This window comes from Pseudactinotalea suaedae, assembly GCF_009733815.1.
In the GTDB taxonomy this organism is placed as follows: Bacteria; Actinomycetota; Actinomycetes; order Actinomycetales; family Beutenbergiaceae; genus Pseudactinotalea; species Pseudactinotalea suaedae.
In genome coordinates, this window is record NZ_WNXY01000007.1 from 168,622 (window position 1) to 189,909 (window position 21,288).

Sequence of the window (21,288 nt, forward strand, 5' to 3'; positions counted from 1 at the left end):
TCCTCTCGTCAGTCGTCACGGCTGCCCGAACCAGGACGGTCCAGGTCGATCTCGGCCACACCGGCCACAGCCGAGGCGACCACGTCACCACGACGCAGCGCCCAATCTTCGCCCATCCCGCTGGCGCGCGCACGAAGCGTCCCGCCGGTGACCTCGATCTCGACGGTCGCGGCCAGCTCCAGCCCGTCCGCCGTCGGGATCTCCAGGTGCGTGCGCTGGCCCTCGGTGGGCTCGAAGACCTGCAGCGTGAGGCCGTCGACGTAGTCGTAGTCGGGCCGGTCGGTGCGGGCGCCGCGGGGCAGCACGCTCCCCGGCCGCACCAGCAGCGGGAGCGAGTGCGCGTCGTGCTGCTCGCGACGCCAGCCGCCGCCCTCGACGACCTCGCCGGTGAGCAGGCGCGTCCAGCGCCCCGGCGGGAGGTAGTAGTCGACCCACCCGTCCGGGTCGAAGACCGGCGCGACCAGCAACGAGTCGCCCAGCATGTACTGGGTGTCGATGGTGGCCGCCGCCCGGTCGTCGGGGAACTCCAGCATCATCGGCCGCATCACCGGGGTCCCCAGGCGACCGGCCTCGCGACCGGCGGCAGCCAGGTAGGGCATCAGCGTGTTCTTCAGCTGCGCGAACGTCCGGGTCACGGAGACCGCCTCCTCGTCGAACGCCCACGGCACGCGGTAGGAGTTGGACCCGTGCAACCTGCTGTGCGAGGAGAGCAGCCCGAAGGCGACCCAGCGCTTGAACACCTCCGGGTCGGGAGTGCCCTCGAACCCGCCGATGTCGTGCGACCAGAACCCGAAACCGGACAGCGCGAGCGACAGACCACCACGCAGCGACTCGGCCATCGAGACGAACGACGACTGGCAGTCACCGCCCCAGTGCACCGGGAACTGCTGCCCGCCCGCGGTCGCCGAGCGCGCGAACACCACGGCGTCGCCCTTGCCCCGGCGCCGCTCCAGCAGCTCGAACACGCACCGGTTGTAGAGCTGGGCGTAGTAGTTGTGCATGCGTTCGGGGTCGGAGCCGTCGTGCCAGACCACGTCGGTGGGGATCCGCTCGCCGAAGTCGGTCTTGAGCGCGTCGACGCCCTGGTCGAGCAGCACCTCGAGCTTGTCCTGGAACCACCGCCACGCGGCCGGGTTGGTGAAGTCGACCAGCGCCATCCCCGCCTGCCACATGTCCCACTGCCAGACGTCCCCGTTCCCGCGCCGGACGAGGTAGCCCAGCCGCGCGGCCTCCGCGAACAGGTGGGAGCGCTGGGCGATGTAGGGGTTGATCCACGCCGACACGCGCAACCCTCGGTCGTGGATCCGGGCGAGCGTCGCCTCGGGGTCGGGGAACGTCGCCGGGTCCCACACGAAGTCGCACCAGTAAAACTGCCGCATCCAGAAGCAGTCGAAGTGGAACACCGACAGCGGCAGGTCGCGCTCGGCCATGCCGTCGATGAACGAGAGCACGGTCGCCTCGTCGTAGTCGGTGGTGAACGAGGTCGACAACCACAGCCCGTAGGACCAGGTCGGCACCTGAGCCGACCGGCCCGTGAGCGCGGTGTAGCGCCGCAGGATCTCCTTCGGCGTGGGGCCGTAGATCACGAAGTAACGCAGCCGCTGCCCCGCGACCGAGAACTGGCTGCGCGAGACGACCTCGGTGCCGATCTCGAACGACGTCCGCTCGGGGTGGTCGACGAAGACGCCGTAGCCGCGGTCGGTCAGGTAGAACGGCACGTTCTTGTACGCCTGGTCCGAGGCGGTGCCGCCGTCGGCGTTCCAGATGTCGATCGACTGCCCGTTCTTGGCGAAGGCGCCGAACCGCTCCCCCAGCCCGAACACGTGCTCGCCGACCCCGAGCGTGAGCTGCTCGCGCATGTACGGCCCCTGCGGCGTCTGCAGCGACGCCAGGCCCCGCGTGACCGAGCTGGTGAGCACCCGGTCGTCGGCGAGGAAGTCCAGCTGCCACGGCGCGTCGACCCGGACCCGCGCGGTCAGCGGCCCCGCCGTCAGGCTGGCGAAGCCGCCGACGCCGTCGGCCGCCTTGACCACGACCGGGTCCGGGGCGGTGTGCAGCTCGAAGGTGGGGCCGACCTCGCGGACGCCCTGGAAGTGGTCGACCTGCACGCCGATGACGCCGTCCATCGGTGAGTCCACGCGGATCGTCAGCTGGGGCAGGTTCAGGCTGTGCCGGCGCTCGGACAGCGGTGCGGTCGCCGCATAGGCGACCAGCGCGTCGTCGGTGACCTCGACGGTCTCGACGTGCTGCGGTCGCAGCGTCTCGACACCGGGCAGGGTCAGCCAGTAGCCGTCCGTGAATCTCATGGGAGTGCCTTTCTCAGCACGATGCTGCCGCCGGGCGACAGGTGGACATGGTCGACGTGCTCGACGTCCTCGAGCACGTCCAGGTGCGGTGTGCTCAGCGGCACGTCGACCTCGGTGGGTCGGTGGTTGATCACCAGCGTGAACGGACCTCGTTGGGCGACCTCGACGCCGTCGGGGACGGCCGGGACCCGATGCGCCGGCCCGATCCCCCGGCGGGCGAGGAGCCCGAGGAGCCAGCGCTTCAGCAGCGCGGCGTCCGGCATGGTGGCGAGGTAGTGCAGGCCACCGTCGCGCGAGCGCACCAGCGCCGGCTCGCCGTCGAGGTCGCCGCCCTCGAACCGCAGCTCGCAGACCGCGCCCGGGCCGTGCAGTCGCAGCCGTTCGGCCCAGGTCTCGGCGTGCCCGGTGCCGAGGGAGGTCGGTCCGACGGCGTCGGGCACCAGCCCGGCGCCCCCCTCGGGCAGCGGCCACCACTCCTCCCCCGAGGCGTCCAGCAGGTCGGCGAACGGAACCGGGAAGCCGCCGGTGCGCACGCGTGCGTTGCCGTCGGCCACCGCGGAGAACGGGCCGAGGGCCAGGCAGCCGCCCCTGGCGAGGTATCCGCGAAGGTTCGTGACCGCCTCGTCGTCGAGCAGGTACAGCTGCGGTGCCAGCACGAGCCGGTACCGCGCGAGGTCGGCGTGCGGGTCGACGACGTCGACGCCGATGCCGGCCTCCCACAGCGGCCGGTACCAGGCGCGGAGCTGAGGCAGCACGCGGAGCCGGTCGCTGGGGACCGCCGGTTCCTCCGCCGCCCACCAGCTCGACCAGTCGAACAGGATCGCGACCTCGGCGTGCACGTCGGTCCCCGCCATCGCGGACAGAGCACGCAGGTCGCGGCCCAGCTCCTGCACGGCACGGTGCACGCGCGTGTCGGTCCCGGCGTGCGGCAGCATCGCCGAGTGGAACCGCTCCGGCCCGGTCGGCGAGGCGCGCCACTGGAACGACAGCACGCCGTCGGCACCGTGGGCCACCGCCCGCAGCGCGTCCTGGCGCATCCGTGCGGTGGTCTTGGGCACGTTGTGCCCGCGCCAGCTGACCGCGCTCGTGGCCTGCTCCATCAGCAGCCACGGGCCGCCCGCCAGCGAGCGCATCAGGTCGTGCGTGAGCGCTGCCTGCGACGGGGCGTCCGGGTCCGCCGGGTCGGGATAGCTGTCGTCGCTGATGACGTCGATCTCCCCTGCCCAGCTCCGGTAGTCGACACCGGCGAAGAAGCCCATGAAGTTGGTGGTGACCGGTCGGGCCGGGTCGACGGCGCGGATCACCGCTCGCTCGCTGCGATACAGCTCGCGCAGCGCGTCGGAGGTGAACCGGCGGTAGTCGAGCGTGAGGCCGGGATGCAGCAGGTACGGCGCGCGGAGCGGCGGTGAGATCTGCTCCCAGCTGGTGTACCGCTGGGACCAGACCGTGGTCCCCCACGCCTCGTTGACGGCCTCGACCGTGCCGTACCGGCGCTCGAGCCACCCCCGGAAGGCCCTGCCGCAGCGCGGGCACCAGCAGGTCGTGCCGAGCTCGTTGTTCACGTGCCACAGGACGACGGCGGGATGGCTCACCCAGCGTTCGGCGATCACCTGCGTGATGATCTGGGCACGTTCGCGATACGTCGACGACGAGGGGCAGTAGTGCGTGCGTGATCCGTGGTGCAGCCGATGGCCCGAGGCATCCGTCGGGAGCGTCTCGGGGTCCTCGAGGGCGAGCCAGGGCGGCGGGCTCGCCGTCGGTGTCGCGAGGTCGACCGCGATGCCGCCCGCGTGCAGCAGGTCGAGGACCTCGTCCATCCACGCCAGCTCGAAGCGGTCTCGCTCCGGCTCCAGCAACGCCCACGAGAAGACCCCGACGGTCACCAGGGTGACGCCCGCCTCGCGCATGGCGGCGACGTCCTGCCGCCAGATCTCCCGCGACCACTGCTCCGGGTTGTAGTCGCCGCCGTAGAGCAGGCCGCCCCGGGTGAGGTCGGCCAAGGACCCCATCAGCGCGCCCTGGCCGTCGACGGCCAGGAGTGCACTGCAGTCGAAGCGCTTCTCATCCGGAGAACTCCTGTCGCTCGGCACCCGCGTGAAACGGGGTCGAATGGTGTCGAAACGATGCTCGCAGGCAGTACCGTGAGGGCCGCCGACGAGGAGGTTCTGCCATGGTCACGATCGAGGATGTCGCACGCCACGCGGGGGTGGCGACGTCGACCGTGTCGTACGCCCTCAGCGGCAAGCGGTCGATCTCCGAGCAGACCAGGCAGCGCGTCGAGCGCGCCGTCGAGGAGCTCGGCTACCGCCCGCACGCGGGAGCGCGCGCCCTCGCCTCGGCGCGGACGAACACGCTCGGGCTCATGCTTCCGCTGCGCCCGGGCGTCGACGTGCGCGTGGTGATGGAGTTCGTCACCGGCATCGTCACCCGGGCGCGTGCCTTCGATCACGACGTGCTGCTCGTGACGCAGGCCGAGGACGCCGCGCTGGAACGCCTCGCGCACGGCCGGATGGTCGACGCGCTCATCCTCATGGACGTCGAGGCCGCCGACAGCCGCCTCGCCCGCGCAGCGGCGCTCGGGAGCCCCACGATCCTCATCGGCCTGCCCGACGACCCGCAGGGTCTGCAGTGCGTCGACTTCGACTTCGCGGCCGCGGCGCGGCTGGCGGTCCGGCACCTCTCCGACCTCGGCCACACCTCGATCGGCCTGATCGGGCCCCCGCCCTCCGTGGTCGAGCGCGGGACCACCTTCGCCGAACGTCTCCTCGCGGGCTTCCACGGCGGGGCCGAGCGCCTCGGCCTGACCGCGCACGTGGAGCTCACGCCACCGACCCATGCCGGCGCCCTCGCCGCCGTCGAGGCCCTGCGTCGCCTCGACGAGACGCCCACCGCCCTGATCGTGCACAACGAGGCGGCGCTGCCCTCGGTGGTCGACTCGCTCCAGATGCACGGGGTCCGGATCCCGGCCGATGTCTCGCTCGTGGCGATCTGCCCCGCCGACGTCGCGCAGTCGCAGTCGCAGCCGATCACCTTCATCGACATCCCGGCCGAGAGCATCGGCGCGGTCGCCGTCGAGATGGCGATGGCCCGTCTCGACCGGCCCGACGCACCGGTCGAGACGCGGCTGCTGCGGCCGACGCTGAGCGAGGGGTCCTCGACGGCGCCGCGGCTCACCCCTTGACCGCACCGAAGATCACTCCCTTGGTGAAGTGGCGCTGCACGAACGGGTAGATCATGAGGATCGGCACGACGGCGAGCACCATCACCGCCATCTTCACGGGCAGGCCCGTGACCGCGCCGGTGGCGACATCGACCTGGCCCGCACCCGAGCCCGGCAGCGTCACCCCCTGCAGCACGTAGGAGCGCAGCACGAGCTGCAACGGCCACTTGGCGTTGTCGTTGATGTAGAGCATCGCGTTGAAGAACGCGTTCCAGTAGCCGACGCCGTAGAACAGCGCGACCACGGCGACCACAGCCTTGGACATGGGCAGCACGATCGTGCCCAGGATCCGCCAGTCCCCCGCGCCGTCGATGCGCGCGGCCTCCGTGATCGCGGAGTCGATCCCCATGAAGAAGTTGCGCAGGATGAGCACGTTGAAGGCCGAGACCGCGCCGGGCAGGATCAACGACCAGTAGGAGTCGATCAGACCGAGGCCCGAGACCAGCAGGTACGTGGGGATCATGCCCGCGCTGAAGAACATCGTGATGATGAGCACGAATAGGATCGGGCGGTGCAGGAGCGACGAGGGCCGTGACAGGCCGTACGCGCACAGCACCGACACGGTCGTGGACAGGAGCGTGCCGACCGCGGTGATGCCGATCGAGACCAGGGTCGCCCGCGTCACGATGCCGCCGGCGAGGATCTGGCGGTAGGCCGCGAACGTCACCTCGCCGGGGACGGTGACCAGGCCACCGGCTGCCGTGATCGTCGGCTGCGTCGACAGGCTGGTGAGCACCACGGTGTACAGCGGGAACAGCACCGCGAGGCAGATGATCGCCAGCGTGACGCCCTTGGCGATCGAGCCGACGACGGTCGGCTTCTCCTGCCACGCCGGTCGGTGCCTGCTGCGCCGGCGCCGGGGCGGCCCGACGGGCAGCACCGGGGTCTCGGGCCCGGTCGGGGTGGAGACGGTCGTCATCGGGTGGCCCTCCGGTGTCGGTCGTGACGATGCGCTGAGGTGGACGGGGTGGCGGTCATGACTTCTGGTACACCCCTGCCTCGCCGAACAGGTGCGCGAGCTTGTTGGCCCCGAGCACGAGCAACAGGCTGATCACGCCCTTCATCAACCCGGCCGCGGTCGCGAACCCCCAGTCGCCGTTGATGACGCCCTGGTAGTAGACGAAGGTGTCGATCACCTCCGAGACCTGGGCCCCGACCGCTCCGCGCTGCAGGATCAGCTGCTCGAAGCCGACGGTGAGCGAGTCACCCAGCCGCAGGATCAGCAGCAGGATGATCACCGGTCGCAGCGCCGGGAGCGTGATGTGCCACATGCGCCGCCAACGGCTGGCGCCATCCATCACCGAGGCCTCGTACAGCGCCGGGTCCACGGTCGAGAGCGCGGCGAGGAAGATGATGATCCCCCACCCCGCGTCCTTCCACACCGACTGACTGGTGATGAGGAGGAGGAAGGTGTCAGGGTTCGTCATCAGGTCGAACGAGCCCCAGCCGTTCTGCGTGAGGATCTGGTTGACGAGGCCGGCGCCGCCGAACATCTGCTGGAAGATCGTCACGACGAGCACCCAGGAGAAGAAGTGCGGCAGGTAGACGATCGACTGGATCGTCGTGCGGATCGCCGGCGTGAGCACGCTGTTGAGCAGCAGCGCCAGGAAGATCGGGATCGGGAAGAAGAACACCAGCTGGAACGCGGTGATGACCAGGGTGTTCTGCACCGCGTGGAGGAAGGCCGGGCTGGTGAGCACCCGGGCGAAGTTGTCCCACGCGATGAAGGGCGACTCGATGATCCCGACGTAGGGCGAGTAGTCCTGCCAGGCGATGACGTTGCCCGCCATCGGCACGTAGGCGAACACCCCCAGCAGCAGCAGGGCGGGCAACGTCATGAGGATGAGCGACCGGTCGCGCCGGAACCTCGCCCGCAGCGACACCTTGCGATAGGCGGGTGGTGACGGACGCGGCCCTGACGCGGTGGGCTGCGGGGTCGGCGGTGCGGACGCGGTGGTCAGCGTCACTGGGCGTCCAGGATGTCCTGGTAGAACCCGCGAAGCTCCTCGCCTCCCGAGCTGCGCCACGTCTCGATCGCGGCGTCGAGGTCGTCGATCGACTTGCGGCCGCGCGAGATGTCCTTCTCGAGGTCCTCGATCGGCTGGTTGAGCGATCCGAACTGGTTCGGCTCGGTGATCTGCATGCCGAAGAACGCCGGGTCCTGCACGTACTGGGCGGCGTCGGCCATCCAGGTGCAGAACGCCTCCACGAACCCGGGGTACTGGACCTTGGCGTTCACGACGGGCGGGTCCGCGAGGAAGATGTAGGTCGGCTGCAGCTCGGTCGCCGCCAGCTCGGTCGCGGCGGGGAGGCCGTCGGCGTCGTAGGTGTAGTGGACGCCCTCGACCCCGTAGTTGATGAGGGCGTACTCCTGGGTGCCGAACGGCGAGGCCAGGAAGTTCGCGACCGCGAGCATCTCGGCGACCTTGTCCTTGTCATCGGTCGCCTTGATGAACGACAGGATGTTCGCGGGGTTGCCCTTCCACAGCACCGGCGTGCCGCCGTCGGCCGCGATCGGGGCGAACGGACGCTGCGAGTAGGTCGGGTTCCCGGAGAGCTGGCGCCCGAGCGCCTCGTGCCAGCCGCCGACGCCGTCGCTGGAGATCAGCACCTGGCCGGCCTCGAACCGCGCCTTGGCGTCACCGGAGTTGTCGGCGACGGCGTCGGGGTGCACCGAGCCCTGCGCGAACAGCGCCGCGTTCCACTCCAGCGCGGCGCGGTACTCCTCGGTCTCGATGCGGTGCGTGAGCGTGCCGTCGTCCTCGATGCGCCACTTCGGCACGACGCCGTGGATCAGTACCGCGGCGTTCCACAGGTCGTTGGCGGCCCAGCGCTGACCGTTGGTCAGCTGCGCGCACAGCTCGAGCAGCTGCTGCGCGTCGGTGGGGAGCTCGGTGATGCCCTCCTGCTCGAAGATGTCATCGCGGTAGAAGACCGCGTCCGTGATGATCTCGCCCGGGAACGGCAGCGCCTTGAGCTTGCCGTTGAAGACGCAGAACTTCCACACGTCGGTGGCGATGTTCGCCAGGTGCGGGTAGTCCTTCACGGCGTCGCCCGCGAGGAACGGGGTGAGGTCCTCGAAGAGCGACTCGACCGCCTGGTCGAACCGGGGCGGGATGTTCCAGGTGGGGATGCAGACCCAGTCCGGCACGTCATCGGCGCTCGCGAGCACCGCTGCCAGCTTGTCCCCGTAGGTGTTGCCGTCGCTGATCTGGAAGTCGATCGTGGAGCCGATCGCGGCGTTGACCGCCTCGTAGTACTTGTTGCCGTCGGTGGGCGGGATCGCTCCCCACAGCGGGGTCATCGCCGTGAAGCTCGACCCTGAGCCCGGCGGTGCGTCGAAGGCCTGCGCGAGGTCGGTCGGGATCGTCGCGAAGCCCGCCGTCGAGCCGTCGACGCTCGGGAAGTCCGGCTCGACGTAGTCGAGCGGGACGTAGGCGGGCAGCAGCTCGTCGGTCACGACGCCGGCGGGTGAGGTCGGGTCGGCACCGCCACCGCCCTCGCTGCGGCAGCCTGCGAGCGCGGCAGAGCCGAGAACGCCGGCGCCGAGGAACGTGAGGAAGGTGCGACGGCTCTGACCGCCGACGCGGGGGGCACGGGTGGACGTGATCATCTCTGAAACTCCTTCGTGACAGCGACCGCCCTCCGTCGAAGCGGTTCGACGGCCGACAATAGCGAGACTGTTCCCATCCAACAAGAGGTAGATGCACAGCTCGCCCTCACATCGTCGTGTCGCGCGGAAATCCGTGTCAGCGGAACCTCGACGAACCGCCAGACGGGCGCCTAGGCTGTGCCCGAGATGGACGTCAACGTCGTCGAACCGTTTCGACGGCGGCTCGTTCGAGCGGCTGATCCAGCTGAGCCGACGAGCCATGAACCGATGGGGTTGCCATGACACCTGCCGAGAGGGCCGACCAGCTGCTCTCCCAGCTCACGCTCGAGGAGAAGGTGGCGATGCTCCACCAGTGGAGCCCCGCCGTCGAGCGCCTCGGTCTGCCGGCGTTCCGCACCGGCTCCGAGGCCCTGCACGGGGTCGCGTGGCTCGGTGAGGCGACGGTGTTCCCGCAACCGGTGGGGCTGGCGGCGACCTGGGACCCCGAGCTCGCCGAACGCGTGGGCGCCGCCGTCGCCGACGAGCTGCTCGCCAAGCACGCAGCGGATCCGAGCATCTCCCTCAACGTGTGGGCGCCCGTGGTCGACCCGCTGCGTCACCCGCTGTGGGGGCGCAACGAGGAGGGCTTCTCCGAGGACCCGCACCTGGTGGCCGACCTCGCCACCGGCTATGCGCGCGGCCTGCGCGGAGCCGACCCGGACCGGTGGCGCACGGTGCCGACGCTCAAGCACCTGCTGGCCTACAACGTCGAGCACGACCGTGACGTGCGGTCGATGCAGGTGCGCGACCGCGTGCTGCACGAGTACGAGCTACCCGCGTTCGCGGGGCCGCTGCGCGCGGGTGTGGCCGGAGCGGTGATGCCCGCGTACAACCTCGTCAACGGCCGCCCTGCGCACACCAGCGGCGAGCTCATCGACGCCGTCCGCGCCCACGCACCCGAGGAGATCCTCGTCGTCTCCGACGCGGGCGCTCCGACGAACCTGGTCACGAGCCAGGCGCGCCACCCCGATGCCGCGCACGCCCACGCGGCGGCGTTGCTCGCCGGCATCGACTCCTTCACCGACAACGGTGCCGACCCTCGCGCCAGCCTCGCGGCTCTCCGGGACGCCCTCGAGCAGGCGCTGGTCACGGAGGCCGACATCGATCGCGCGGCACGGCGGGTTCTCCTGACCCGGATCCGGTGCATCGACGCCGAGCGGGAACCGGTGCGCGAGCTCGACGAGCTGCTCGAGGACCACGCCGCCCTCGCCCGAGAGGTGGCCGCGCGGTCCGTCGTCGTGCTCCGGGACGAGCGCGGCGGCGAGCGGCCAGACCCGACGATCGTGGCCGTGGTGGGCCCGCTCGCCGACAAGGTGCTTCCCGACTGGTACGCCGGTGTCCCACGCGTCGCGACCTCGATCGCCGCGGCCGCCGCGCAGCGCTGGCCCGATGCCGAGCTCCGGCTCGCCGACGGTGCCGATCACGTCGCGCTGCGGCTGCCCGACGGTCGCTACCTCGGCGCCACCGACGGCCGCGCCCTGGCCCCGGCGGCCGGGGGCCTCGGCGCGGCCGCGAGGCTGGGCGTGACCGACTGGGGCTGGGGCCTGCTCACGTTCACCGATCTGGCGACCGAGCGGCTGTGGACCACCGACGACCGCGCGATCGTGCGTGCGGAGGCCGAGCGTCCTCACGGCTGGGTCGTGCAGGAGAGCTTCCGGCAGCGCACGGACCAGGACGGCCTGGTGGCGCTGCAGCACGTCGGCAGCGGCCGGTGGCTGCGCCTCGACGCCGCCGAGCGGCTGGTCGCGACCGCAGCCACGCCGCAGGAGGCGACACGGTTCGTCCGCCACACGCTGCGGTCCGGCGCGGCCGCCGTCGCCGACGCTGCCGCCGGTGCCGACCTCGTGCTGTGCGCGCTCGGCAACGACCCGCACCTCCTGGGCCGGGAGACCGAGGACCGCCCGGCGCTCGAGCTGCCGCCGAGCCAGCTCACGCTGTGGGAGTCGGTGCACGAGCGCGCACCCGGGGCCGTGCTGGCGATCGTCTCCAGCTACCCCTACGCGTTCGACCTCGACGCCCGCACGGTGCTCTGGACCACCCACTCGCAGGCGGTCGGCCACGGCGTGGTCGACATCGTCTCCGGAGATGTCGCGCCGTCGGGTCGGCTCCCGCAGACCTGGTGGCGCAGCACCGCCGACGCGGGCGACCTCACCGACTACGACATCGTCGCCGGGCGCTCGACCTCCTGGTACTCGGCCGCCGACCCGCTGTTCGCCTTCGGGCACGGCCTCACGGGTTCGCGCATCGGCTACCGCGCTCTCGACCTCGTCGACCAGGACGAGACCGGCGTCACGGTTGAGGTGAGCATCCGCAACGACGGCGGAACCACCGCCACCGAGGTGGTGCAGGTCTACACCGACGCGCTCGCGCACCGGTTCCGGTTCCCCCACCGGCTCGGCGGTCACGCCCGCGTGGTGCTGGCACCCGGCGAGGAGCGCCGCGTCCGTGTCCACGTCCCGCGTGAGAGGTTCGCGTTCTGGGACACCGCCCGCGGCGCCATGACGATCGACCCGGGGCGATACGTCCTCAGCGCCGGCCCGAGCGCCCGTGAGCTCCCGCTGCGCGTCGAGATCGAGCTCGAGGGTCCTGACCCCGTCCCGCATCGGATGCCGCTGCGGGCGGCATCGTTCGACGACCTCGCGGGCGTCGTGCTCGCCGACGAGACGCCCGAACGGGGAACCGCGATCAGCGGTCCTGGATGGGCCGTGTTCGACGACGTCGACGGCCTCCCCGATCGACCGGTCGTGCGTGTCGCCCGCTCGGGACCGGGGGCTGCGAGCGTCGAGCTGGCCGTCCGTGAGCACGCCGGCGGCGACTGGTGCACCGTCGCGACCGCGGCCGTGCCCGCGGGCCTGGGGCGCTACGACTGGACCGACGTCACGACGGCCCCGACCGGGGCCACGCCACGCGTGCGCGGACCGCTGCGGGTGGTGCTCACCGGCCCGGCCAGGCTGGCTGCGATCAGCTAGCCGCCGCGCCGTCGCCGCCCGGGCGCCCACCCAGGTAGAGATCACCGAGCTGGGGGTCGGCCAGCAGCTCGGCGGCCGGGCCCCGCACGAACACCCGCCCGAGGTCCAGCACGCACCCGATGTCCGACATCTCGAGCGCACGGCGGGCGTTCTGCTCCACCAGCAGCACGGCCACGCCGGCCTCGCGAAGCCGCGACACCTGCTCGAACATGCCCGCGGTGCGCTTCGGGTCCAGCCCCATCGACGGCTCGTCCAGGAGCACCACGTCCGGGCGGACCATCAGCGCCCGCGCGAACTCGACCTGCTTCTGCTGACCGCCGGAGAGCAGCCCCGCCGTCGTGCCCCACCGCTCGGCGACCACAGGGAACACGCTCTTCACGAACTCGACCCGATCCATCACGGTGGCGCGGTCGTCGACGGTGTAGCCGCCGAGCATGACGTTCTCCTCGACCGTCATCTCGCGGAACACCGAGTGTCCCTGCAGCACGTGCGAGAGACCCCGCCGCAGCAGGTCCTGCGGCTTCGCCCCCGTCACGTCCGCACCGTTGAGCCAGACGGTCCCGCTGCGCACGCCCAGCAACCCGCTGGCGACCTTGAGAACCGTGGACTTGCCCGCGCCGTTCGGCCCCACGAGGCAGACGATCTCCCCGCGCCGCACCTCGACCGAGAACCCGCGCAGCACCAGCGCCGCCTTGCCGTACCCGGCCTGCACCTCGTCGAGCCGGAGCACCACCTGCTCGTCCGCCGGCCCGTCCGGGCCCGGCATGTCAGCTGCCTGCTCAGACACCAAGGTAGGCCTCCAGCACCTTCGGGTCCTGCTGGACCTGGTCCGCCGTCCCGGCCGCGATCGGGCGACCACGGTCGAACACCACCACGTGGTGGCACAGGTTCATGATGAACTCCATGTTGTGCTCCACGACGAGGAACGTGGTCCCCTCGGCGTTGAGCTCGGCCACCAGCGCGGCGATGCGCTCGATGAGCGCCGGGTTGACGCCGCCGGCCGGCTCGTCGAGCATCACCATCTCGGGATCAGCCATCAGGGCCGCCGCCAGCTCCAGCAGCTTCTGCTGCCCGTAGGAGATGTCCCGCGCCTCCGCGGTCTCGAGATGCTCGAGCCCGACCCTGCCGAGGATCCCCCGCGCACGCTCCACGAGCGCGAGCTCGCGCGGACGACCGAGGTAGGCCAGCGGGTGCGCCGGGTGAACCGCGACCAGCAGGTTGTCCAGCACGGTCAGCCTCGGGAACACCCGGCACAGCTGGAACGTCCGCCCCAGTCCTGTGCGAGCGACCTTGTGCGGCTGCCATCGCGTGATCTCGCGATCGCGGTAGTACACACGCCCCGAGTCGGGCTGGATCATGCCGGTCACGCAGTTGAAGAACGTCGTCTTGCCGGAGCCGTTCGGACCGATCAACCCGTTGATCTTGCCCTCGAAGAACTCGGTCGTCGCGTCGTCCACCGCATGCACTCCACCGAAGGACTTCGACAGCGCCTCGGTCCGCAGCGCGATCGCGCCACCCGCGTCAGTCATCGGACGCCCTCTCACTCGGTTCCTCGGTCACGGAGCCGCCTGCACCGGCACCCCGTGCTGCCGCCCGCTCGTCCTGCTGCGCCCTGACGTCGGCTGCGGACATCTCCCGGATCGACGTCGCGCTGGGGCCCAGTCGCCGGATCAGCGCGGCACCCAGCGCGAGCACGCCGTCCGGGGCGAACAGCACGACGGCCACGAGCAGCAGCCCCGTGGCGACCAGGTGGAACTGGGTCTCGCCGAAGTTGAGCAAGAAGTACTCGAGCGCGGAGCCGACGATGATCGCGCCCACGAGCGGACCGAACAGGTAGCGCACGCCGCCCAGCAGCGCCATCAGCGCGATCTGCGAGCTCAGCACCACGTCGAACTGGAAGATCGGGTCGAGGTCGCCGAACCAGAGCGCGTACACGCCACCGGCGATCGCCGTCAGGAAGCACGAGATGCCAAAGGCCGCCAGCTTGAGCAACGCCGTCGGGATGCCCAACGACTGCGCCTTGTCCTCGTCCTCACGGATCGCTTTCAGCGCCTGCCCCAGCCGGGACCGGTCCACCACGAGATAGCTGACCAGCACCAGGGCCAGCAGGCCGAGGAAGATGTAGAAGAAGACGCGGTGGTGCTCCGGGCGGAGCATGTCCGGGAACGGCCGTGGGACCACCAGCCCGCTCGAGCCACCCGTGACCGACCGCCAGCTCTGGAAGACCAGCAGCAGCACGAGCACGATCGCGATCGTCACGATCACGAAGGACGCGCCACGCACACGGAGAGCAGCCCACCCCACGAGCAAGGAGATCAGTCCCACCACGATCGCAGCGAGCAGGACGGCGACGAAGCTGTTGATGCCGAGGTGGATGACGGCCAGCCCTGTGCCGTAGGAGCCGAGCCCGAAGAAGGCGATGTGCCCGAGCGAGACGTAGCCCGTCAGGCCACCCATCAGGTTCCAGGCCGTGGCGAAGACGGCGAAGTTCAGCACGATCACCCCCGCGCTGAGCATGTAGGGGTTCGCGGCCAGCAGCGGCCAGGTGGCCAGGACCGCGATCACCACGACGATGCCGACCAGCGGCCCGGTCCTGCCGCTGCCGAGCGAGCGCAACCTCGCCACCGCCGTCGAGCCGGGCGGGGCGACGGCGGTCCGGACCTCAGAATCGTTGGGCAAGACGACCTCCGAAGAACCCCTGCGGCCGCAGCATCAGGGTGAGGAACAGCGCGACGTAGAAGATCGTCTGGGCCCACGTCGGACCCATCGGGATCTCCAGCAGCACCCGGATGGTGCCGAGCGCCAGCGCCGCGATCGCGGCGCCGGGGATGCTGCCCAGACCGCCGACGACGATGATCGCCATCAGCGGGCCGATCCAGTGCCAGTGCAGGGACGGGTAGATCGTCGCCTGCAGCGAGAGCGCCGCGCCGCCGATCGCCGCCGTCGCCAGACCCAGCCCGAAGCCCATCCCGGCGACCTTGGTCGTGTCGATGCCGACGAGCTGGGCCGCCTGGCCGTGCTGGATGGTGGCGCGCAGCGACCTGCCGAACTGCGTGCGCTTCATGATCAGGTAGAGCACGCCGAGGCTGAGTGCGGCCAGACCGAACGAGATGATCTGGACGACCGGGATCTGGGCCCCGAGGAAGCTGATGCTGGTCGGCCCGTACGGCAGGTTGATGCGCCGCTGGGTGCCCGTCCACACCAGCCCGAGCAGACCTTCGATCGCGAGCGCGATGCCGAAGGTCAGCAGCACCGACATCATCGTCATCGTGGTGGGGCGCAGGCGGGAGAGCAGATACCGGTGCAGCAGGTATCCGATCCCGTAGAAGAGCGGGACCGAGCCCACCAGCGAGATCATGGGGTCCAGCCCGGTGACGGAGCTGAACCACCACGCCAGGTACGCGGACAGGATGATGAACGCCGCATGGGCGAGCATCACCACCCGCATGATGCCGAAGTACAGGGTCAGGCCTGCTGCCAGGAGGGCGTACAGCCCTCCGAGCAGCAGGCCCAGGATCAGGCTCTGGAAGAGCAGCGCACCTGAGACCACAGAAGGGTCACCACTCCGGCTTCGGGTAGAGGAGCTCGGCCTGGGCCGCGTCCTCGGGGAGCACGATCGTGATCTCGCCCTCCTGGTACTGCAGGAGCATGTGGGCGCCGTCCGGACGACCGGCCTCGTCCCAGCCGAGCGGGCCGACGACGGTGTCCTCGACCGAGTTCTCGTGCAGCCAGTCGATCAGCTGCTGCTGGCACTCGCCCTGCTCGGCGCACCCGACGGCCTCGACGGCGGCCTGGACGACCTGACCGGTCGTGTAGCCGTTGGCCTCGTCCTCCTGGGGGTCCATCCCGTGGATCTCGTTGTGCATCTCGATGAAGGGTGCGTTGGACGGCCAGTCCGCCGTGAGCGAGTAGCCCGTGGGCGACAGGATGCCGTCCACAGCACCACCGATGGCCTCCGGGAACTCCGGGTTGGTCGGAGCCGTCGAGAACGCCACCATGCGCGGCTGGTAGTTCAGCTGCTGCAGCGCCAGGATCAGGTTGACGGCGTCCTGGTACAGCGAGCCGCCGACCAGCAGGTCGGGGTCGGCGTCGGCGATCTGCGCGGCGATGGCACTCATGTCGGTCGCGTTCGGCGGGTAGACCTCGTCGACGACGAGCTCGACGCCGGCCTCGACCAGCGCGTCGCGCAGACCGTAGGCGGTGCCCTGGGCGAACGGGTCGTCCATCGAGGTGACCGCCATCGTCTGCGGCCGCTCGTCCTCCGGCATCGCCAGGATGTAGTCGGCCAGGTAGTTGTAGTGGTCCGACGCGATGGCCGGTGCGGCGTAGAAGATGTTCTCGAAGCCGTTCTCGAACACCTCCGGCGCAGCGGCCGCCGGCTCCACGAACAACATCCCGTACTCCGAGGCCACACGCGAGGCGGGCACCACGAGCCGGGTGGAGAACGGCCCGAAGAGCAGGTCCACCTCCTCCTGGGCGATCAGCGACTCGTAGTCCGAGACCACGCGCGCCGGGTCGGAGGCGTCGTCGAGCACGATCAGCTCGACCTGCCGGCCCAGCAGCCCGCCGTTGGCGTTGACCATCTCGACCCAGGTCTCGTAGCCGCGCTGGACGCCCTTGCCAGGTTCGGCGAAGTCGCCGGTCAGCGGCAGCGAGACCCCGATGACGATCGGGTCGTCCGTGTCGCCGTCTCCGCCGCCGCCGCCGCCACCGTCGGTGCCCCCGCCACCGCCGCCATCACCGTTGCCGCACGCGGCCAGCAGCAACGCCGCGACGGCTGCCACCGCACCCGCTTGTGTCCACCTCTTTGTCGACATCCGATCTCCTCCATTGGTGACGGAAGCGCTCGAAAGCGCTTTCAATACAGTAGTGAGCGTTCTTCGGCAACGCAAGACATCAGCAACGACACCCGCCGCAGATCTGGTAACGATTCGGCGTCGCACCGCGAAAGTTCGACGACAGCGGCGGACCGGCCCCGGCGAGCCGTCGAGACCGGCTCTGGAAGCGCTTCCTGACCATTACGATGTGCAGCGGTCACCGTAGGGAGGTCCCGATGAGTCGACGTGCAGCCGTCCGGCTGATCGACGTCGCCGAGCACGCCGGCGTCTCGCTGGCGACCGCCTCGCGCGTGCTCAGCTCCGCGGGCGCCTACCGGGGCCGGGGCGAGGCTCGCGAACGGGTCCTGGCCAGCGCCGCCGAGCTCGGGTACGAGCCCAACCTGCACGCGCGCGCTCTGGCGGGCTCGCAGTCCTCCACGATCGCGCTGGTCGTCCACGACATCCGCGATGCCTACTTCGCCCTGATCGCGGGAGCTGTGGTCGCGGCGGCCGAGCAGCACGGCATGCTGGTGACCATCGTCTCGACCTACCGCGACCCGCAGCAGGAGGCCCGTTACCTGGCGCTGCTGAGGGCGCAGCGACCACGCGCGATCATCCTCGCCGGCAGCGGGTTCACGAACCGGTCCGCGGCAGACCCGATCCGCGAGGAGCTGCAGCGTTACGAAGGGACCGGCGGTGTGGTCGTGACGCTGGGCCGGCAGGACGCGGGGCACAGCATCATCGTCGGCAACCAGGAGGGCGCGCGCAGCCTCGCGCACGCCATGGTCGACCTCGGACATCGCGAGTTCGCCGTCGTGACCGGCCCTGCCAAGCTCATGACGGTGCGAGACCGGCTGAAGGGGTTCCGGCGCGGGCTCGAGGAGTGCGGCATCGACCTCGACCCCGCGGCCGTGATCCACGGTGCCGCCACGCGAGAGAGCGGTGGCACGGTCGCGGCACAGCTGGCCGAGGCGAAGCACCGACCGACCTGCGTGTTCGGCTCGTTCGACGTCGTCGCCGTCGGTCTCGTCGCAGGCTTTCAGCGGCTGGGCATCGCGGTCCCGGGCGAGATCTCCGTCGCCGGCTTCGGCGACGTCCCGGTGGCGTCCGACATCACGCCCAGCCTGACCACGGTGCGGCTGCCCCTCGAGCAGGTCGGCCAGCAGGCCGTCGAGCTCGCCCTGTCGCCCGACCCGGCCGTGCGGCGCTCGGTCGCGTTCGAGGGCGTGGTGATGCTGCGAGACAGCACCGCGGCTCCGCCGGCCTGACGCGCACATGATCAGCTCACGCTCGGGAACCGGTCGCGGATCAGGGAGATCACCTCGTCCGCGTCCCGCGACCACACGTCCTCGTTGAAGATCTCGACCTCGATCGGGCCCTGGTAGCCGACGGAGTCGACCTGGCGGGTCAGAGCCGCGAGATCGATGACGCCGTCCCCGGGGATACCACGACCGAACACCGGGTGCGGCTGCGGCACCAACCAGTCGCAGATCTGGTAGCTGATGACCCGTGCGCCCGCTCGTTCGAGCGAGGCAGGCAGCTGGGGATCCCACCAGACGTTGTAGGAGTCGACGGCGACCCCGACCGCCGGTGAGCCGACGGCGTCCACCATGTCCAGCGCCTGGGCGAGCGTGACGACCACGCAACGATCCGCCGTCATCATCGGGTGCAGCGGCTCGAGCGCGAGCGCGACGCCCGCCACCTCGGCCTCGACGGCCATGGCGGCGAGCCCGTCGAGCGCCATGGCGCGGGCACCGGCCAGGTCGTTGTCCTGTGCCAGCGGGCCGCAGACGATGTACAGGCAGTCACCGCCGACGGCTCGCGTGATCTCGATGGCGCGGCGGTTGGCGTCCGAGACCCTGCTCGGATCGGGCTGCGCCGTGAAGAAGCCGGCCCGGCACACGCTCGAGACGTGCAGGTCGTGATCGCGCAGCAGCGCGACGCTGCGTTGCAGGCCGAGCTCCTCGACCCTTTCCGGCCAGACGCCGATGCCGCCGATGCCGTGCCGCGCGAGCCCCTCGGCCGCCTGCGCCAGGGACCAGTCACGCACGGTGATCTGGTTGATGCTCAGCCGCTCCAGCCGTGGGGTGCTCACAGCGTCAGCTCAGGGATGTCGATCCATCGGCGCTCGTCCACCGACTGCTGCGCGGCCTCGGCCAGCTGGACGCCTCGGGCACCCTCCAGAAGGTCCCACGGGTGCGGGTTGGCGTCGTCCACGACGTGCGCCAGGAACATCTCCCACTGGATCCGGAACGCGTTGTCGAAGGTGGCGTTGTCCGGGACCTGCGCCCAGCCGGCCCGGAAGTCGATCGGGTTCGGGATGTCCGGGTTCCACACCGGCATCGGGGTGGTTCCGCGCGACTGCACCCGGCACTCGCGCAAGCCGGCGATCGCGCTGCCGTTCGTGCCGTCGAGCTGCCACTCGGCGATCTCGTCGCGGTAGGGCCGGGTCACCCACGAGGTCGTGAACTGGGCGAACACCGGGTCGTCGAACCGGAACATCCCGTAGGCCGCGTCCTCGGCGGTCGCGGTGTAGGCGTTGCCGGCCTCGTCCCATCGTCGCGGGATGTGGACCTGGGCGTGGCACAGGACCGAGCGGACGGGTCCGAGCAGGTGCCCCAGCACGTACTGCCAGTGCGGGTACATGTCGAGGATCAGGCCGCCGCCGTCCTCCTTGCGCGAGTTCCACGAGGGTCGGTTGATCGGCTGCCAGTCGCCCTCGAAGACCCAGTACCCGAAGTTCAGCCGCAAGCTGACGAGATCTCCGAAGAAGCCACCCTCGAGCAGCCGCTTCAGCTTGATGACGCCCGGCAGGAAGAGCTTGTCCTGCACCACGCCCGCCTTCACGCCGGCATCCTTGGCCAGCCGTGCCAGCTGCAGCGCATCGGCGAGCGAGGTCGCCGTCGGCTTCTCGCAGAAGATGTGCTTGCCGGCCTCGATCGCTCGAGCGACGTCGTGGAACCGACGGTCGGTGGTCTGGGAGTCGAAGTAGATGCTGTCGTCAGGGTTCGCGAGCGCCTGCTCCAGGTCGGTGGTCCATCGCTCGATGCCGAACCGCTCGGCGAGCGCGGACACCTTGGCCTCGTTCCGTCCGACCAGGATCGGGTCGACGACGATCCTGCGCCCGTCGGGCAGCGACAGACCTCCGGCGTCCCGGATCGAGACGATCGATCGCTCGAGGTGCTGCCGGGTGCCCATGCGCCCCGTGACCCCGTTCATGATCACGCCGAGTCGGACATCGTTCATCGCTCACTCCTCTGTGTGCGGTGCGGGCGATCGCCCTGCCGATCTGAAAGCGCTTTCTATCAGCGTCGACCGGCGGTGTCAAGAACGGGACCCGGGCGCTACTCGTCAGAGGTCGTGCCGGACCTGCCCCAGGAGCCCGGCGAGCGTCTGTCCGAGAACGGCCTGGCGAACATCCGGCCGGCCGCTCGCGAGTCGCTCCACCCGCTCGACCGCACGCGGGTCGCCGGTCGCGAACGGGAAGTCGGTGCCCAGCAGGAGGCGATCCGCACCGACGAGATCCGCGAGGAAGGCCAGCGCCCGGTCGTCGTGCGTCAGGGTGTCGAAGTACAGCCGCCCGAGCAGCTCGAGCGGCCGCGCGCCACCCTCAGCCCCCGAGTGGTCCCACAGCGCCTCGACCCGTCCCGCCAGGATCGGTAACGCCCCACCACCGTGCACCACGCAGATGCGCAGGTCGGAATGCCGGTCCAGCACCCCTGCGCGCAGCAGCGACACGACCGCCAGCGTCCCCTCGACCGGCGTCCCCACCAGGTCGCCGATGTGCTGCGCACGGGTCCGTGCGACCTCCACGGGGTGCCGTGGATGTGGCATCAGCACAGCGCTCAGCCGCTCGGCCGCGGCCCAGAACGGCTCCATCGCGGGGTCGGCGAGCGGCAGCCCGATCCCCGAGGTCGTCAGCAGCGCACCACACATGCCCAGCTCGGTCACCGCTCGCAGCAGCTCCCCCGCAGCCTGCTCCCCGGTGTGCTGCGGGACCATCGCCATGCCCACCAGCCGGTCCGGATGTCTGCCCACGACCTCCGCCAGGGCATCGTTGACGCGACGGATGTGACGCTCGGCCCGCTCGGGGGACAGGCCGTTGGGAGCCAGCTCGATCCACGGCGAGACCACTTGCCGGTCGATGCCACCCTCGTCCATGCGGCGTAGCCGTGCGGTGACGTCGCTGAGCACCGGTGGGAAGCCGGGCAGCGGCAGCCCGCTCGGGCCGCCGCTCGCGAGCAGCGGGGCTGGCAGCAGGTGGGCGTGCGCGTCGATCACCGCGCCCCGCGAGGCGGTTCCACTTGCGTCTTCGCTCACGCCA

Annotated in this window: 16 protein-coding genes; 3 read left to right on the forward strand and 13 right to left on the reverse strand. The window is 70.6% G+C overall.

Annotated features, from left to right (window positions below; all coding sequences use genetic code 11):
* Positions 1 to 8: 8 nt before the first annotated feature.
* Positions 9 to 2,306: an alpha-xylosidase gene (gene yicI, locus GPA04_RS12415; protein WP_156224486.1), complete on the reverse strand. Its 2,298-nt coding sequence runs from the start codon at positions 2,304 to 2,306 to the stop codon at positions 9 to 11.
* Positions 2,303 to 4,315, reverse strand: a complete 2,013-nt coding sequence (locus GPA04_RS12420) for a beta-galactosidase (protein WP_156224488.1) — start codon at positions 4,313 to 4,315, stop codon at positions 2,303 to 2,305. The genes yicI and GPA04_RS12420 overlap by 4 nt, the downstream gene beginning before the upstream one ends.
* A gap of 161 nt (positions 4,316 to 4,476) precedes the next feature.
* Here GPA04_RS12420 and GPA04_RS12425 point away from each other — a divergent pair, with 161 nt between their 5' ends.
* Positions 4,477 to 5,487 (forward strand): LacI family DNA-binding transcriptional regulator, encoded by a 1,011-nt coding sequence (locus GPA04_RS12425; protein WP_156224490.1) that lies wholly within the window; start codon positions 4,477 to 4,479, stop codon positions 5,485 to 5,487.
* On the opposite strand, the gene GPA04_RS12430 is transcribed toward GPA04_RS12425, so the two are convergent.
* From GPA04_RS12430 to GPA04_RS12440, 3 genes are all read right to left on the reverse strand, one after another.
* Complete coding sequence (locus tag GPA04_RS12430) at positions 5,477 to 6,445, reverse strand: carbohydrate ABC transporter permease (protein WP_156224492.1); 969 nt, start codon at positions 6,443 to 6,445, stop codon at positions 5,477 to 5,479. The two genes, GPA04_RS12425 and GPA04_RS12430, sit on opposite strands and share 11 nt — an antisense overlap.
* Before the next feature lie 55 nt (positions 6,446 to 6,500).
* Positions 6,501 to 7,364: an ABC transporter permease gene (locus GPA04_RS12435; RefSeq protein ID WP_156224494.1), complete on the reverse strand. Its 864-nt coding sequence runs from the start codon at positions 7,362 to 7,364 to the stop codon at positions 6,501 to 6,503.
* A 125-nt stretch (positions 7,365 to 7,489) separates the two neighbouring features.
* The gene (locus GPA04_RS12440) at positions 7,490 to 9,139 is read right to left on the reverse strand and encodes a type 2 periplasmic-binding domain-containing protein (RefSeq protein ID WP_156224496.1); all 1,650 of its coding nucleotides are present in this window, start codon (positions 9,137 to 9,139) and stop codon (positions 7,490 to 7,492) included.
* A gap of 278 nt (positions 9,140 to 9,417) precedes the next feature.
* On the opposite strand from GPA04_RS12440, the gene GPA04_RS12445 reads away from it, so the two are divergent.
* The gene (locus GPA04_RS12445; protein WP_156224498.1) at positions 9,418 to 12,147 is read left to right on the forward strand and encodes a glycoside hydrolase family 3 N-terminal domain-containing protein; all 2,730 of its coding nucleotides are present in this window, start codon (positions 9,418 to 9,420) and stop codon (positions 12,145 to 12,147) included.
* On the opposite strand, the gene GPA04_RS12450 is transcribed toward GPA04_RS12445, so the two are convergent.
* Genes GPA04_RS12450 through GPA04_RS12470 form a run of 5 tightly spaced genes read right to left on the reverse strand, consistent with a single transcriptional unit; the run spans position 12,140 to position 16,964 of the window.
* On the reverse strand, positions 12,140 to 12,913 hold the full coding sequence (locus GPA04_RS12450) for an ABC transporter ATP-binding protein (RefSeq protein WP_156224500.1): 774 nt from the start codon (positions 12,911 to 12,913) through the stop codon (positions 12,140 to 12,142). The two genes, GPA04_RS12445 and GPA04_RS12450, sit on opposite strands and share 8 nt — an antisense overlap.
* 13 nt (positions 12,914 to 12,926) lie before the next feature.
* A complete protein-coding gene (locus GPA04_RS12455) occupies positions 12,927 to 13,676 on the reverse strand; it encodes an ABC transporter ATP-binding protein (protein ID WP_156224502.1) in 750 nt (249 codons plus the stop codon).
* On the reverse strand, positions 13,669 to 14,826 hold the full coding sequence (locus GPA04_RS12460) for a branched-chain amino acid ABC transporter permease (protein ID WP_241680763.1): 1,158 nt from the start codon (positions 14,824 to 14,826) through the stop codon (positions 13,669 to 13,671). Before GPA04_RS12460 ends, GPA04_RS12455 begins: the two co-directional genes overlap by 8 nt.
* Complete coding sequence (locus GPA04_RS12465) at positions 14,810 to 15,697, reverse strand: branched-chain amino acid ABC transporter permease (protein WP_156224504.1); 888 nt, start codon at positions 15,695 to 15,697, stop codon at positions 14,810 to 14,812. The genes GPA04_RS12460 and GPA04_RS12465 overlap by 17 nt, the downstream gene beginning before the upstream one ends.
* 7 nt (positions 15,698 to 15,704) lie before the next feature.
* Entirely contained in the window at positions 15,705 to 16,964 is a 1,260-nt protein-coding gene (locus tag GPA04_RS12470; RefSeq protein WP_156224506.1) for an amino acid ABC transporter substrate-binding protein, read from the reverse strand.
* Between the two features lie 236 nt (positions 16,965 to 17,200).
* Here GPA04_RS12470 and GPA04_RS12475 point away from each other — a divergent pair, with 236 nt between their 5' ends.
* The gene (locus GPA04_RS12475; RefSeq protein WP_162458599.1) at positions 17,201 to 18,232 is read left to right on the forward strand and encodes a LacI family DNA-binding transcriptional regulator; all 1,032 of its coding nucleotides are present in this window, start codon (positions 17,201 to 17,203) and stop codon (positions 18,230 to 18,232) included.
* An 11-nt stretch (positions 18,233 to 18,243) separates the two neighbouring features.
* Here GPA04_RS12475 and GPA04_RS12480 read toward each other — a convergent pair whose 3' ends face one another.
* The 3 genes from GPA04_RS12480 to GPA04_RS12490 all read right to left on the reverse strand — a co-directional run bounded on the left by GPA04_RS12480 (position 18,244) and on the right by GPA04_RS12490 (position 21,284).
* Positions 18,244 to 19,059 carry a sugar phosphate isomerase/epimerase family protein gene (locus GPA04_RS12480; RefSeq protein WP_156224509.1) on the reverse strand — a complete coding sequence of 272 codons (816 nt, stop codon included), beginning with the start codon at positions 19,057 to 19,059 and terminating at the stop codon, positions 18,244 to 18,246.
* Positions 19,056 to 20,210 carry a Gfo/Idh/MocA family protein gene (locus GPA04_RS12485; RefSeq protein ID WP_156224510.1) on the reverse strand — a complete coding sequence of 385 codons (1,155 nt, stop codon included), beginning with the start codon at positions 20,208 to 20,210 and terminating at the stop codon, positions 19,056 to 19,058. The genes GPA04_RS12480 and GPA04_RS12485 overlap by 4 nt, the downstream gene beginning before the upstream one ends.
* Before the next feature lie 105 nt (positions 20,211 to 20,315).
* Entirely contained in the window at positions 20,316 to 21,284 is a 969-nt protein-coding gene (locus GPA04_RS12490) for an amidohydrolase family protein (protein WP_162458600.1), read from the reverse strand.
* Positions 21,285 to 21,288 lie beyond the last annotated feature (4 nt).